At 61.9% G+C, this 14,080-nt stretch carries 11 protein-coding genes; 5 read left to right on the top strand and 6 right to left on the bottom strand.

Translation table 11 applies throughout. The annotated features are described in order from the left end of the window. The first annotated feature begins 7 nt into the window (after positions 1–7). Positions 8–220 carry a hypothetical protein gene (locus GXB78_RS04550; RefSeq protein ID WP_329514491.1) on the top strand — a complete coding sequence of 71 codons (213 nt, stop codon included), beginning with the start codon at positions 8–10 and terminating at the stop codon, positions 218–220. Here GXB78_RS04550 and gabP read toward each other — a convergent pair. Both gabP and GXB78_RS04560 read right to left on the bottom strand, forming a co-directional pair. Continuing rightward, positions 217–1,623 carry a GABA permease gene (gene gabP, locus GXB78_RS04555; RefSeq protein WP_329514492.1) on the bottom strand — a complete coding sequence of 469 codons (1,407 nt, stop codon included), beginning with the start codon at positions 1,621–1,623 and terminating at the stop codon, positions 217–219. The two genes, GXB78_RS04550 and gabP, sit on opposite strands and share 4 nt — an antisense overlap. 235 nt (positions 1,624–1,858) lie before the next feature. Continuing rightward, positions 1,859–3,985, bottom strand: coding sequence for a TonB-dependent siderophore receptor (locus tag GXB78_RS04560; protein WP_329514493.1), 2,127 nt, complete (start codon positions 3,983–3,985; stop codon positions 1,859–1,861). 266 nt (positions 3,986–4,251) lie between these two features. On the opposite strand from GXB78_RS04560, the gene paoC reads away from it, so the two are divergent. Both paoC and GXB78_RS04570 read left to right on the top strand, forming a co-directional pair. Beyond that, entirely contained in the window at positions 4,252–6,462 is a 2,211-nt protein-coding gene (gene paoC / locus GXB78_RS04565; RefSeq protein ID WP_329514494.1) for an aldehyde oxidoreductase molybdenum-binding subunit PaoC, read from the top strand. Between the two features lie 25 nt (positions 6,463–6,487). Then, a complete protein-coding gene (locus GXB78_RS04570) occupies positions 6,488–6,799 on the top strand; it encodes a hypothetical protein (protein WP_329514495.1) in 312 nt (103 codons plus the stop codon). Between the two features lie 309 nt (positions 6,800–7,108). On the opposite strand, the gene GXB78_RS04575 is transcribed toward GXB78_RS04570, so the two are convergent. Then, the gene (locus GXB78_RS04575; RefSeq protein WP_016770670.1) at positions 7,109–7,693 is read right to left on the bottom strand and encodes a TetR/AcrR family transcriptional regulator; all 585 of its coding nucleotides are present in this window, start codon (positions 7,691–7,693) and stop codon (positions 7,109–7,111) included. 212 nt (positions 7,694–7,905) lie between these two features. Here GXB78_RS04575 and GXB78_RS04580 point away from each other — a divergent pair, with 212 nt between their 5' ends. Together GXB78_RS04580 and GXB78_RS04585 are read left to right on the top strand one after the other, a co-directional pair. Further along, entirely contained in the window at positions 7,906–8,583 is a 678-nt protein-coding gene (locus GXB78_RS04580; protein ID WP_329514496.1) for a type 1 glutamine amidotransferase domain-containing protein, read from the top strand. 101 nt (positions 8,584–8,684) lie between these two features. Then, entirely contained in the window at positions 8,685–9,806 is a 1,122-nt protein-coding gene (locus GXB78_RS04585) for an alkene reductase (RefSeq protein ID WP_329514497.1), read from the top strand. Between the two features lie 199 nt (positions 9,807–10,005). Here the strand turns inward: GXB78_RS04585 and GXB78_RS04590 are convergent, their stop codons facing one another. The 3 genes from GXB78_RS04590 to GXB78_RS04600 form a co-directional block, all read right to left on the bottom strand. After that, positions 10,006–11,499, bottom strand: a complete 1,494-nt coding sequence (locus GXB78_RS04590; protein ID WP_329514498.1) for a sensor domain-containing diguanylate cyclase — start codon at positions 11,497–11,499, stop codon at positions 10,006–10,008. Between the two features lie 142 nt (positions 11,500–11,641). After that, positions 11,642–12,556 (bottom strand): LysR family transcriptional regulator, encoded by a 915-nt coding sequence (locus GXB78_RS04595; protein WP_329514499.1) that lies wholly within the window; start codon positions 12,554–12,556, stop codon positions 11,642–11,644. 287 nt (positions 12,557–12,843) lie between these two features. Continuing rightward, the gene (locus GXB78_RS04600; RefSeq protein WP_329514500.1) at positions 12,844–14,046 is read right to left on the bottom strand and encodes an MFS transporter; all 1,203 of its coding nucleotides are present in this window, start codon (positions 14,044–14,046) and stop codon (positions 12,844–12,846) included. Between the last annotated feature and the right edge of the window lie 34 nt (positions 14,047–14,080).

The raw sequence follows: 14,080 nt of genomic DNA on the forward strand, positions 1-14,080 counted from the left end.
GTGTGCCATGAAGCCGTTTGCCGAAACCAACGTCGTTTGGCCGCAAGAGAAAACCGGACTGTCCGCCAGTGAATGCGAACGCAGTTTTTTACTGCCGCAACTGATGGGCTCGCTCGCCGGGGAAACCTGCGCGATGAACAGCTCGGCCCATCAACATGCAGATTTGCGCTTGAGCCCGAACGGCTGGTTTTCACGCGGGCTCAAGGCGCTGTTTGCTTAGGCTTTGCTCGCAGCCGCCACTCTGCCCGCCGGCCGATGCTGGCGGCTGGTGGCCAATCCGATGAACGAGATCAGCAGCGCCAAGCCGATTGTCGAGCTCACTTCCATGCGATGTTCAGGGGTGATCATCATCACCGCCAGAGCCGCGCAGATGAAAGCGATGACCAGCCAGGTGAGCCAGGGGAACAGCCACATGCGCAGAGTCATTTCGACCTTCTCCCGTTCCAGTCGGCGGCGCATTCGCAACTGCGAAATGGCGATCACCAGATACACCAGCAAGGCAATCGCCCCGGAGCTGGCGAGCAGGAACTGGAACAGCCCGGCCGGCATGAAGTAGCTGAGCAAGGTCACGCCCGCGCCGATCACGGTGCTGGCGATGACCGCCGCCCGTGGCACACCGGCGGCCGAGGTCACTTTCAATGCCGGCGGCGCATCGCCGCGTCGGCCCAGCGAATAGAGCATGCGTGAGGAAATGTAGATCGACGAGTTCATGCAACTGGCCACCGCGATCAACACGACCACGTCGACGAGAAATTTGGCGTTGGGGATGTTCATCAGCTCCAGTGCGCGCTGATAGGAACCGACCGAGGCGAGTTGCGGGTCGTTCCACGGCACCACGGAAATCACCACGAAGATCGACAGCAGATAGAAGATGCCGATGCGCCAGATTACCGAGCGTGTGGCCTTGGCGATGTTCTGCGCCGGGTTGTTCGACTCCGCAGCGGCGATGGTCACCGCTTCGGTGCCGATGAAACTGAACATGATGGTGATGAAAGCGCCGACCACCGCTGACATGCCGTTCGGCGCGAAGCCGCCGTGCTCGGCCATCAGCGAGCTCAAGCCGCTGGCTTCGCGCTCGGGAATCCAGCCCATCAGCACCGCAAAGCCCAGGCCGATGAATCCGATGATCGCGATAACCTTGGCCATGGCGAACCAGAATTCGAACTCGCCGTATTTCGACACGCTGAACAGGTTGGTGATCACCAGCAGCACGATCGACAGCAAGGCGAACAACCACGCGTCGACCTGGGGAAACCATTGATTGAGTACGTGCCCGGCGGCCAGTGCTTCGATCGGAATCACCAGCACCCAGAACCACCAGTAGAGCCAGCCGATGGTGAACCCGGCCCAGCGGCCGATCGCCTGATCGGCGTAGGTGGAAAACGAGCCGGTGTCGGGATGCGCCACGGCCATTTCGCCGAGCATGCGCATCACCAGCACGACCAATAGACCGGAGAACAGATAAGCGAGCAGCACCGCAGGTCCTGCGGCGGCGATGGCGTGGCCTGAGCCAACGAAAAGTCCTGCGCCGATGATGCCGGCAATCGAAAGCATGGTGACGTGACGCGGTTTGAAACCTTGCGCCAACTGACCGTTGGAGTCCTTGGGGTTCAGGCTATTCATGGGTTCTTATTGTTCTCATGATCGACGTTTGGGCCACTGACTGAGCGTCAGGCGATCATCATTTCCTGTGTCGACTTCAGGCGAAAGCAGCGACGCAGACGCTTTGCCGACGAAACGATGCTTCACCTTACGTGGCCCGACCGCCGCCCAACTAGCCTGAGTGCGGCATGCCGATGTCTGATCTCGACATGCCACTCCCAGGCCACCATGGCGCGGCGGCAACCTGTGCGGCGATTTACAGCGTGTAGGAAATCCCCACCTGCACGGTTCGCGGCGCGCCCGGATAGGCGTAAACGTTGCCGAAGGCGCCTTCTTCGTAGTCGCGATCGAAGATGTTTTTCACGTCGAGATTGAGCCGCACCTTGTCGTTGACCTTGTAGAAGCTCAGCAGGTCGACCACGGTGTAACTGCCCATGGAGAACGCGGTGTTGGCCGTCTGCCCGGCGCGCTCGTCGACGTATTTCAGGCCGGTGCCCAGGCCAAGGCCTTTGAGCGTGCCGTCCTGGAACTCGTACATGTTGAGCAGGCTGAAGCTGTTCTTCGGGATGTTCAGCAGGCGGGTGCCGGAGCGCAGCGTGTTGTCCTTGGTCACCTCGGCGTCGACGTAAGCGTAACCGCCGACCACTCGCCATTCCGGGGTGAGATTGCCGGTGACGTTGACGTCGAAACCACGGCTGCGTACTTCACCGGCGGCGACGCTGAAGGTGGAATCCACCGGGTCGGTGGTCAGCACGTTGCGTTTTTCGATCTGGTAGATCGCTGCGTCGACGCTCAACTGCTGGTCCAGCGCCTCCCACTTCACGCCCATCTCGTAGGACTTGCCTTTCTCCGGAGCGAAGCCGCCGCCTTCGCGACTGGCGCCGGTATTGGGCTTGAACGAGCGCGCGGTGTTGGCGTAAACCGCCAGGGTTTCGCTCAGATCGTAGGTGACGCCGATACGCGGGGTGACGGCGTTGTCGCTGGCCTGCCAGCTCTTGCCGCCGGGCACGTAGGTTTGGTAATCGTGTTCGAAGCGCTCGAAACGCGCGCCGGCCAGCACTTTCAGTTTGTCGGTCAGCGCCACCTGATCCTGGACGAACGCGGCGTAGGTCTTGAGGTTTTCCTTGTCGTGCGTCGGCGTGCGGGTCAGCGCCGGGCGCGGCTGGCCGTAGACCGGATTGAAGATGTCGATCGGGTAGGCACTGACCGCGCCGCTGGAGCGCTGGATGATCGACTTGTAGTCGTAATCTTCGTACTCGATGCCAGTGAGCAAGGTGTGCTGCAGACCGCCGGTGTCGAAGTGGCCGGTGAGGTTGAGCTGAGTGTCCTTGTCGGTCCATTCCAGCTTGCGGTAGTTGAAATTGCGTCCCAGCGTACGGCCGTCAGCGGCAATGCCGTTGGCTTCGATCGCGTCGCCCTTGAGCGAGCCGTCGAGCCACTGGAAACCACCGCCCAGGGTCCAGTCGTCGTTGAGCATGTGCTCGAAACGCAGCTGCGCCATGTTGTTGTCGTTGTGCAGTTTGCCGACGTCCTTCTCGCCAAAGAACGTGTCGCGCGAGGCAGTGCCGATCTGCGCCGGATAGCGCGTCAGGCCACGGTCGAGCGGCGCGTTGTTGCGCATGAAGTCGCCTTCGAAAATCAGCTTGGTCGCGTCGGTTGCCTGCCAGCTCAGCACCGGGGTGATGCCGTAGCGCTCGGTCTCGACATGATCGCGGAAGGTGTCGCCGCCCTCGCCCACCACATTCAAGCGATAGGCCAGGCGCCCTTCTTCGTCGAGCGGCCCGGAAGCGTCGAGGGTGCCGCGCTTCATGCCCTGGTCATTCAACTGGCTGCCCAACGTGACCGTGCGCTCGGGCAACGGCTGTTTCGACACCACGTTGAAGGTACCGCCGGGATCGCCACGGCCATAGAGCATGGTCGCCGGGCCGCGCAGCACCTCCAGACGCTCGATGGTGTTGGCGTCGGGCATGTTCGGGTAGCCACGGTTGATCGGGAAACCGTTGCGGTAGAACTCGCCGGTGGTGAAGCCGCGCACGGTAAACGTGGTCAGGCCCTGCCCGCCGAAATTGTTCGCCCGACCGACGCCGCCAGCGTAATCCAGCGCATCCTGCAAACGGGTCGCGCTGAGGTCTTCGACGACATCCTTGGTCACCACGCTGATCGATTGCGGGGTTTCATGGATCGAGGTGTCGGTGCGCGTAGCGCTGGCCGAACGAGTGGCGCGATAGCCTTGCACCGGACCGTCTGCCCTTTCGTAATCAGCTGTGCCGACCACATCGGTGGCGTCCAGCTCGAGCGTTGATGAAGTCGGATCGGCTGGTTCAGCCCACGAGGAAGAAGACAACGCCTGCAGCACACAAATGGAAAGCAGAGTTCGACGCATGAGGTGAAAACCTTTACGAATAGGCCAGAACGAAGGGCAAAACCGCCAATGAAAACGCGGCGCATGGTATACCGACGCATTGGTAATTGAAACTTATTCTTATTTGTCATGTTGGTCAGGATTGGTGAGCAGGATTCATCACATCATCCTGAAACCGCGCATTATCAGTTGCGCCTCGATGGCCTAGGCTCGTTGAGATCCGACGTCAACCGTTGGCTGCGCGGCGCTGCGTGTGCGCCGCCAGCCCGACTGAAAGGAATTCGCCTATGAAATTCGACACCCCGGCCGACACCAACCCCATCGACCAGTTGAAGGTGATAGGGCAGCCTGCCGACCGCATCGACGGCAAGCTGAAAACCACCGGCACCGCTACTTACGCCTACGAACAGCACGCAGCGGCACCCGATGCCGCTTACGGCTATATCGTCGGCGCCGGGATTGGCAAGGGGCGCATCGCCTCGATTGATTCGGACCGAGCGAGCGAGGCGTCCGGGGTGATCGCCATCGTCACTTATGAGAACGCCGGACCGTTGGCCAAGGGCGAGTTTTACGTGGCCCGGGCCTTGGCCGGGCCGCAGGTCGATCACTATCATCAGGCCGTGGCAATTGTCGTCGCGAACACCTTTGAGGAGGCGCGCGCTGCGGCTGGGCTGCTCGATATTCGCTACGTGGCCGAACCGGGTTCGTTCAATCTGGCGGCGGCGAAAGACTCAGCGCCCCCAGCGCCGCCGGCCGGTTTCGGCCCGCCGCCGCAGACCAGCGTCGGTGACTTCGAAAGCGCCTTCAACGCCGCGCCGTTGCAGATCGATCAGCACTACAGCACACCCGATCAAGCACACGCGATGATGGAACCGCACGCGACCATCGCCCGCTGGAACGGCAAGCAGTTGACCTTGTGGACATCGATTCAGCAGATCAACTGGGGCGTGCGCGATCTGGCGAAAACCCTCGGCATTGCCAAGGAAGATGTACGCCTGATCTCGCCGTATATCGGCGGTGGTTTCGGCGGTAAGGGCACGATTCTCTGCGACGCGGTACTGGCGTCGCTGGCGGCCCGACATGCCGGGCGCGCGGTGAAGGTCGCATTGCCGCGTCCGCTGATGTTCAACAACCTGACTCACCGCCCGGCGACGATTCAGCGCATACGCATCGGTGCCAACCGTGACGGCATGATCACGGCGATCGGCCACGAGAGCTGGTCGGGCAATCTACGCGGCGGACGCGCCGAAGCGGCTACCGCGTCAACGCGATTGCTTTACGCCGGGGCCAATCGCATGACTCGTTTGAACCTCGCGGTACTCGATCTCGCCGAGGGTTCGGCGATGCGTGCGCCGGGCGAGGCACCGGGGATGATGGCGCTGGAAATCGCCATGGATGAACTGGCAGAAAAGCTGCAGATGGATCCGCTGCAACTGCGCGTCCTCAACGACACGCAGGTCGATCCGGAGCAGCCGTCGCGGCCGTTTTCCAAACGGCAACTCGTGGAGTGTCTGAACACGGGTGCTGAGCGTTTTGGCTGGCAGCAGCGCAACCCTCAACCCGGTCAGCGTCGTGAGGGCGGCTGGCTGATCGGCATTGGTCTGGCCTCGGCAATTCGCGGCGCACCGACCACCGCATCGGCGGCGCGCGTGCGCCTTGATCGCCAGGGCATCATCACCGTTGAAACCGATATGACCGACATCGGCACCGGCAGTTACACCATCATCGCCCAGACCGCCGCGGAAATGATGGGCGTGCCGCTGGAGCGTGTCGTGGTGCATTTGGGCGATTCGCGGTTTCCCGAATCGTCAGGCTCCGGCGGCCAGTGGGGCGCGGCCTCCTCCACTGCCGGCGTGTATGCCGCGTGCCTGAAATTGCGCGAGGCCGCCGCTCGCGCCGTCGGGATCGATCCTCAGCAAGCGGAGTTTGTGGCCGGGCAGATTCGCGCAGGCTCGCAGCACGTTGCCCTGTCGCAAGCTGCCGCCAAGGGCGAGCTGACTGGCGAGGACCGCATGGAATACGGCGATCTCGCCCAGCGCTTCGCCCAGCAGACCTTTGGCGCGCATTTCGCCGAGGTCGCGGTCAATGCGGCGACCGGCGAAATTCGCCTGCGTCGGCAACTGGCCGTGTGCGCCGCCGGGCGCATCCTCAACCCGAAAACCGCGCGCAGCCAGATCATCGGCGGCATGACCATGGGCGCAGGCGCGGCGCTGATGGAAGAGCTGGCGGTGGATCATCGCATGGGCTTTTTCGTCAATCACGATCTGGCCGGCTATGAGGTGCCGGTGCACGCTGACATTCCCCATCAGGAGGTGATTTTTCTCGATGAAGTCGATCCGTATGCCACCCCGTTGAAAGCCAAAGGCGTCGGCGAGCTGGGTATCAGCGGCGCGGCAGCGGCCATCGCCAACGCGATCTATAACGCTTGCGGTGTACGGGTGCGCGATTATCCGATTACGCTGGATAAACTCATCGGCGAGTTGTCTTACCCGGTTTGAGACTGGATCAAGCAGGATATCGCCCATGTACCCCACCACCCCCGACGGTCGCTATTTTGTGGTCAAGCAACAGCTGTGGCGCTGTAGCAATCCATCGCTGCCAGCGGCGGAGCGTGAGGCGTTGGTTACCGAACTAATGTCGGCGCGGCGTGCGGTCAAAGAGGCCAAGCACGCGGAGGATGCTGATGCGTTGAGGTCATCGAGAGCGCGTGTGAACCAGGCCAAAGTCGCATTGGGTGAACGCGGGCCGGTGTGGTGGGAGGATGGCAGCCCGGATTACAACCGGCACAAGGTGAGCAATACGCCGTATGCGCAGTGGTTCGCACAACTGCCCTGACCAGATTTCGGAAAGCCTGATCCAGTTCCATGTGCTGATCACCTTTTCCACAGCCACCACAAATCCCTGTGGGAGCGAGCTTGCTCGCGAATGCATTCGGTCTGGCGATGAGATGTTGAATGTGCCGCCGTCTTCGCGAGCAGGCTCGCTCCCACATTGAGTTTTGTGTGCTGCCGGGATCTGGCACACGGCGCGAAAACCTGTGGGAGCGAGCCTGCTCGCGAATGCATTCGGTCAGATGATGAAGATGTTGAATGTGCCGCGCTCTTCGCGAGCAAGCTCACTCCTACAAAGGATCTGCGGCGAGGCTCAGACTTGCAGCAACTGTCGGGTCATCGCCATTGAGGTCTCCAGCGACTGCCCGGTACGTTGCAATTTGTTCAGCAGACTCGCGCCGAGCCATAGCTGATACAGCGTTTCTGCCAGTTTCCGCGCATCGCCTTCGGGCAGGCTTTTGTCGGTCTGACCCTGTTCGATGCATTCGGTGATGCGCGCGACAATGCGTTCGGCGCCGTCGCGCAGGGTCAGGCGCATCGATTCGGAGAGGTCGGCAACTTCGGCGCTGAGTTTCACCACCAGGCATTCATCGCCGTGGCCTTCCAGAGTGCAGCGGTTCTGCCAGCCCTGCCAGTAATCCATCAAGCGCTCGAAGGCAGTCAGTCCCGGCAGCGTCAGGCGGCGCTCCATGTCAGCGAGGTAGTCGACGAAGTAATCCTCGAGCAGCGCCTGGCCGTACAACTCCTTGGATTTGAAGTAGTGATAGAACGAGCCCTTGGGCACGCCGGCGGTCTGCAGGATCTCGTTGAGGCCGACGCTGGTGAAGCCCTTCTCGGCCATCATTCGGTGGCCGGTGTCGAGCAAGTGTTGGCGGGTGTCGTCAAAGGTCGGCTTCATGGTGCGCAAAATTCCAGACAATAGACCAGTCGTATACTTTTCAGGACCGCGAGTTTGCCATATCCACCGGGCAAAAACATTTTCTGAAAAAATTACTAGACGACTGGTCTAATTGGAATCTATCCTGCGCCCCGACACAACAAATTCATGCGGCACCGACAACCGCGAATCCCTCGCCTTCTGCCGATGCCAGACCAACCCAAGGGTGCTCTATGAAAATCTTGATGGTTCTGACTTCCCACGATCAACTCGGCAACACCGGCAAGAAAACCGGCTTCTGGCTGGAAGAGTTTGCCGCGCCCTACTACGCCTTCAAGGACGCCGGCGCCGACGTCACCCTGGTTTCCCCGGCCGGCGGCCAGCCGCCGCTCGACCCGAAAAGCGATGAGCCCGGCGCGCAGACCGCCGAGACTGATCGCTTCCGCGCTGATCCAGCCGCGCAACAGGCACTGGCCAACACTGGCCGTTTGGCTGATGTCCGCGCCGAAGATTTCGATGCCGTGTTCTACCCAGGCGGCCACGGCCCACTGTGGGATCTGGCCGAAGACAAGGCCTCGATTGCGCTGATCGAAGCCTTCGACCGCGCCAACAAGCCTCACGGTTTTGTCTGCCACGCACCGGGCGTACTGCTGCATGTGGTGCGCGCTGATGGTCAGTCGATCGTCAAGGATCGTGACGTCACCGGTTTTACCAATGCCGAAGAAGCTGCTGTTGGTCTGACTGACGTAGTGCCGTTCCTCATCGAAGACGAATTCCAACGTCTCGGTGGCCGCTACTCGAAAGTCGCCGACTGGCAGGTGCATGTGATAACTGACGGGCAACTGGTCACCGGCCAGAACCCGGCCAGCTCCGCCGCGGTTGCTGCAAAGCTGTTGCAACTGCTCGGCTGAACCTTCGTTCCAACCCGATCAACGCCGCGTGCGTACAGCCCGGCGTTGTTTTTTTGCCCAGTCACTAGTCGACTGGTCTAATCAGATTCAAGGCTTACTCCATGAACAACGCTTTCTTCACGCCCGCGAAACTGGGCGCACACACCCTAAAAAACCGCATCGTCTTGCCGCCCCTCACCCGCCAGCGCAGTACGCAACCGGGCAATGTCGCCAACGAGTTGATGGCCGAGTATTACCAGCAGCGCGCCGGTGCCGGTTTGCTCGTCACCGAGGGCACGCAGATCGAACCGCGCGGCCAGGGTTATGCGTGGACGCCGGGCATTCACACGCCGGAGCAGATCGCCGGTTGGCGCAAAGTCACCGAGGCGGTGCACGCAGTGGATGGGGTGATCTTCGCTCAGCTCTGGCATGTCGGTCGCGTATCCCACACGGCGTTGCAGCCCAATGGCGACGCCCCCGTGTCGGCTTCTGCGCTGGCCACGGATCGCGTCAGCGTGTTTATCGAAACCGCGCCCGGTGCTGGTGAACTGGTACCACCGTCCGCTCCGCGCGCGCTGAGTACGGATGAAGTGCAGGAACTGATTCAGCTGTATATCCAGGCCGCACGCAACGCGATGGACGCGGGTTTCGACGGCATCGAACTGCATTGCGCCAACGGTTATCTGGTCAACCAGTTCATCTCCGCCCACAGCAACCTGCGCACCGATCAGTACGGTGGCTCGCTGGACAATCGCTTGCGCTTCTTGCGCGAAGTGGTGGCTGGCGTCGCCGAATGCATCGGCAAGGACAAGGTCGGTGTGCGTTTTGCGCCGCTGTTCAGCACCACCGATGAAGCGCGGACTTATCTGGGTCTGGTCGAGGAAGATCCGCACACCACCTACATCGCCGCAATCAAGATTCTCGAAGACGTGGGCATCGCCTACTTGTCGATCGCCGAGGCCGACTGGGACAACGCGCCAGCCATGCCGCAGACCTTTCGCCAAGCCGTGCGCGATACGTTCAGCGGCGCGATCATTTACGCCGGGCGCTACACCGCCGAAACCGGGGCGCAATTGCTTGAATCGGGGCTTGCTGACCTTGTCGCATTTGGCCGGCCATTCATGGCCAACCCGGATCTGCCGGCGCGGATTGCCCAGGGCTGGCCGTTGAATCAATTGAATCCTGCCACGGTGTATGGCGGTGGTGCCGAGGGGTATACCGATTACCCGACCTATTCCGCCTAAGCACCAACACACATCCCTTGTAGGAGCGAGCCTGCTCGCGAAGACGGCGGCACATTCAGCCTCCTCATCGCCTGCCCCAATGCTTTCGCGAGCAGGCTCGCTCCCACAGGTTTTCGCGGCGGGTGCAAAGCCCTTGCAACACACAAAACCCAATGGGGTTTCGGCTCACGGCGAAGCTTTCTGGGGCGCCACGGGCGTGTCAGGCCATACCGTTGCGGCCGGCCGCTTTTGCGCGGTACAGCGCCTGATCGGCGGCCTCGATCAACTCCGCCAGCGAATCCAACTGCGTGCCCGTGCCCACCGCCATACCGATACTCACCGTGACCCGACCGAACGGGCTGCCCGGGTGGGCGATGTTGGCCTGTTGCAAGCGCTTGAGCATCATTTGTGCCACGACCGACGCACCGGCGCCGTCGGTGGCCGGCATGATCACCGCCATTTCCTCGCCACCGTAGCGCGCGACCAGATCCGAGGGGCGTCGCACGCAGCTTTCAAGGACCTTGCTGACCGCTTGCAGACAGGCATCGCCGGCGACGTGGCCCAAGGTATCGTTGAACAACTTGAAGTGATCTATATCGATCATCAGCAACGCCAGCGAAGTCCCGTCACGCTGCGCCCGACGCGCTTCCACCGCCAGTGTTTCATCGAAGCAGCGGCGGTTGGCCAGGCCGGTCAGCGCATCTTTCATTGCCAGCAATTCCAGCTGTCGATTGGAGGCGAGCAACTGCTGCTGGGCATCGCGCAAAGCTTCTTCAGCTTCGGTACGTCGGCGAATATCGAGGATCAGGAACCAGCCGATCAGCCCGGTCAGCCCCAGCAGCCCGGCAACCACCACCGCCGACAACGCCGCCTCAATGCGCCACGCCGCCAGCGCTTCGTCCTTGCCCAGGGCAACGGTAGTGATCAGCGGCAGGCTTTCGCTTTTGCGGAACGCGTACAGCCGCTCGACGCCGTCGAGGCTGGAGGTGTACGAGGCGGTGCCGACCGAGCGATCGACCAGATATTTGGCGTAGATCGGCGATTTGGAGAAATTGCGGCCCATGTCCTGCTCGCGGAACGGGTAGCGCACCAGCAGCGTGCCATCGGTGTACGACAGACCGATCGCGCCGTCCTGGCCAACGTCGAGTTTGCCGAACACGCGCAGGAAGTTTTCCACTCCCAGGGTTACCGCCACAACGCCGGCAAACTGGCCATCATCGTCATTGAAGCGACGGCTGATGGTCACCACCCATTCGTGATTGGAACGGCTCTGGATCGGCGGGCCAATGAACGGCTCACGGCTCGGATTGTCACGGTGATGAATGAAATAGGCGCGGTCGCTGCTGTTGGCACCCTCCGGAATCGGCCGGTTGGAGGACATCAGCCAGTAACCGTGGCGGTCGTAGACGGTGATGCCGCTGAGCTGTGGCATCAACGGCTGCTGATGGTCGATCAGGGTCTTGATGCGCTGGATCTGCGGCGGCCCGCTGCCCTCGGTTTCCAGGCGTTCGACCAGCCCGAGCAAGAGCAGCGAGCTTTGCCGGACGATGCCTTCGGTATAGGTGTTGAGCGCCTGGGTCAGGTTCAGGCCATGCACGTCGACCTCGGCCAGCGCGCGCTCACGCGAAGACCAGACTTTCCAGATCGTCAGCGAAGTCAGGGAACAGCCAATCACCAGCAGCAGGAGCATTACAAGGCGAGTATCACGCTTCACGTCAGTACCTTAAGGAAGTCCGGTATCCATTCCAGCCATCATTCGAACGTCGGCACTCACGGCGGCCACGTGTTCCGGGGCGCAAGCATACAAGCAGTGTGCAGCGGCTGCAGCAACAGAGTGTGCAGCCTTTCGAGCAGCGCTAAGCGGCGGGTGCAGCGGGATTGAGGATTTCCACGAGAAAGTCGATGAACACGTTGATCCGGCTTGAGCCTCGGTGGTTGGGCAAGTACAGCGCGTTGATGCAACTGCTGGCGCTGCCCGGATTGACCTCGTAGTGCTCAAGCAGGCGCGTCAGGCGCCCGGCGGCGACATCGTCGCGCACCAGCCAGTCGGCCAGCAGCGCCACCCCGCCACCGCCGATCGCGGCTTCGCGCAAGATGTCGGCGTTGTTGCTTTGCAGGCGACCCTGGACGTTGAGCTGAATCGGCTCTTCGTCGCCCTGAAAGGTCCAGTGATGATGGCTGCCGCCGTAGTCGAAACGCAGGCATTGGTGTTCGAGCAGATCCCGTGGATGCTCAAGCACGCCGCTGCGCGCGAGGTAATCCGGGCTGGCGATGACCCAACGCTGGAAGTGGCCGACGCGTTTGCTGACGATGTCTTCGCTGACCACCGTCGAACCGAGCCGCACCGAAACGTCGATCTGTTCGCTGAGTAGATCACTGACCTGATCGCTCAGCGAAAGGCTGATCTCCAGCCCCGGATGGCGTTCGAGCAAGCGGCTCAGGTGCGGCGCGATCAGCCTGCGGCCAAACTCCACCGGCACGCTGATGCGCAAGCGGCCTTGTGCTTCGCTGCCACGATCGGCGACCACCGCATCGGCTTCGTCGATGGCATCGAGAATCGCCACGGCTTTTTCGAAATAGGTCTGGCCGGCAACGGTCACACTGGTGTTACGTGTGGTGCGGTTGAGCAGGCTGGCGCCCAACTCGTTTTCCAGCCCCGCCACTTGCCGTGTCACCGAAGACGTCGAGATCCCAAGCTTGCGCGCCGCCGAGGAATAGCCCCCGCAGCGCACGGTTTCAACAAACATCTTCAAGGCCAGCAACTTGTCCATAAGCGGGGTCCGGTGGTGAGGGAACGCCGCTAATTGTGCATCAGCGCTCGCCGGACGTCTTGTACCGTCGTGCTTGCCGGCGCCTGGTGCGGGAAACAAGTCCATCTCGAGTACCTCGTTGCCACAATGGCTTTGTGGCTGGTCAGCGATCAACCGGTGCACCCAAAATCCTGTGGGAGCGAGCCTGCTTGCGAAGGCGTCGGGTCAGGTGATTGATGGGCATGCTGACCCACCGCTTTCGTGAGCAGGCTCACTCCCACAGGGGGGATTTGTGGGGTTCTTTTGATTCAGTAGCGCTCAGCCTTGCGACCCAGGAACAACGCCAGCGCCAGTGCCGGCAGCACCGCCACGGCGACGGCCGAGAGGTTCCAGCCGAAGTGTTCGTACAGCGGGCTGGCGACAAGTGAGCCGAGGGCGCCGCCGACGAAGATGCTGGTCATGTACACCGCATTCAGGCGGGCGCGGCTGTGCGGGTCGAGGGCGTAGACCTCGCGCTGGCCGAGGACCATGTTCAGTTGCACGGCAAAATCCAGCAGCACCGCACACACCACCAGCCACACGAAACCACTGCCCGGCAGCGCGGCGATCAACAGCGACAACGGCGCCAGCAGCAACGCCACCAGGGTACCGCGACGACCGTGCCCGGCATCGGCCAGACGTCCGGCAATCGGCGCCGCAATTGCACCCACCGCACCGACCAGCGCGAAGATCGCCACTTGTGCCTGACTGAAGCCGTGATGACGCATCAGCTCAATCGGCGCGAGTGTCCAGAACAGGCTGAAACTGGCGAACAGCAAGCCTTGATACAGCGAACGCTGACGCAACACCGGAAAGCGCCGGGCCAGGGCAAACACCGAACCGATCAACGCGACATAAGTGGCCTTGTGCGTCGGCACCCGGCGCGGCAGTGCCACAGCGGTAATCAACGCGATCACCGCCATCAGTGCCGCCGCGCTGTAAAAAACTCCGCGCCAGCCGAACACCTCGACCAACAGGCTCGACAGCGGCCGCGACAGCAGAATCCCCAGCAGCAAGCCACTCATGATATTGCCGACCACGCGGCCACGACTGGCTTCCGGCGCCAGATGCGCGGCCAGCGGCACGAGAATCTGCACCGCCACCGAGGTCAGGCCGATCAGCAAGGACAAGAGCAGAAACAGCGACGGCGAATGGGTCAGGCCAGCGCAAAGCAGCGTAACGCTGGCGGCAAGAGTGAAGCCGACCACCAGACGGCGGTTCTCCATCAGGTCGGCCAGCGGCACCAACAGCAACAGACCCAGCGCGTAACCAAACTGCGTCAGCGACACGATGAGGCTGGCATTGGCACTGGACAGGCCGATCTGCGGCGCGATCAGTTCGACAATGGGCTGCGCGTAATACAGGTTGGCGACGACCGCGCCGCAGCAGAAGGCCAGAAACGCGACCATCAGGCCGGAGAGTGAAGCAGGCTGTTCGGCCGGGGCCGCAACGGCAGGGTTGCCCGTAAGCATAGTGACACCTCGTTGAGTTCGGGAAAGTTGTGCC

It is taken from the genome of Pseudomonas moraviensis subsp. stanleyae (assembly GCF_036283065.1).
Lineage (GTDB): Bacteria > Pseudomonadota > Gammaproteobacteria > Pseudomonadales > Pseudomonadaceae > Aquipseudomonas > Aquipseudomonas stanleyae.

Coding starts and splice junctions, on each gene's coding strand:
- GXB78_RS04570 (WP_329514495.1), top strand. CDS start 6,488: ATGTACCCCACCACCCCCGACGGTCGCTATTTTGTGGTCAAGCAACAG.
- GXB78_RS04595 (WP_329514499.1), bottom strand. CDS start 12,556: ATGGACAAGTTGCTGGCCTTGAAGATGTTTGTTGAAACCGTGCGCTGC.
- gabP (WP_329514492.1), bottom strand. CDS start 1,623: ATGAATAGCCTGAACCCCAAGGACTCCAACGGTCAGTTGGCGCAAGGT.
- GXB78_RS04560 (WP_329514493.1), bottom strand. CDS start 3,985: ATGCGTCGAACTCTGCTTTCCATTTGTGTGCTGCAGGCGTTGTCTTCT.
- GXB78_RS04580 (WP_329514496.1), top strand. CDS start 7,906: ATGAAAATCTTGATGGTTCTGACTTCCCACGATCAACTCGGCAACACC.
- GXB78_RS04585 (WP_329514497.1), top strand. CDS start 8,685: ATGAACAACGCTTTCTTCACGCCCGCGAAACTGGGCGCACACACCCTA.
- GXB78_RS04600 (WP_329514500.1), bottom strand. CDS start 14,046: ATGCTTACGGGCAACCCTGCCGTTGCGGCCCCGGCCGAACAGCCTGCT.
- GXB78_RS04550 (WP_329514491.1), top strand. CDS start 8: ATGAAGCCGTTTGCCGAAACCAACGTCGTTTGGCCGCAAGAGAAAACC.
- paoC (WP_329514494.1), top strand. CDS start 4,252: ATGAAATTCGACACCCCGGCCGACACCAACCCCATCGACCAGTTGAAG.
- GXB78_RS04575 (WP_016770670.1), bottom strand. CDS start 7,693: ATGAAGCCGACCTTTGACGACACCCGCCAACACTTGCTCGACACCGGC.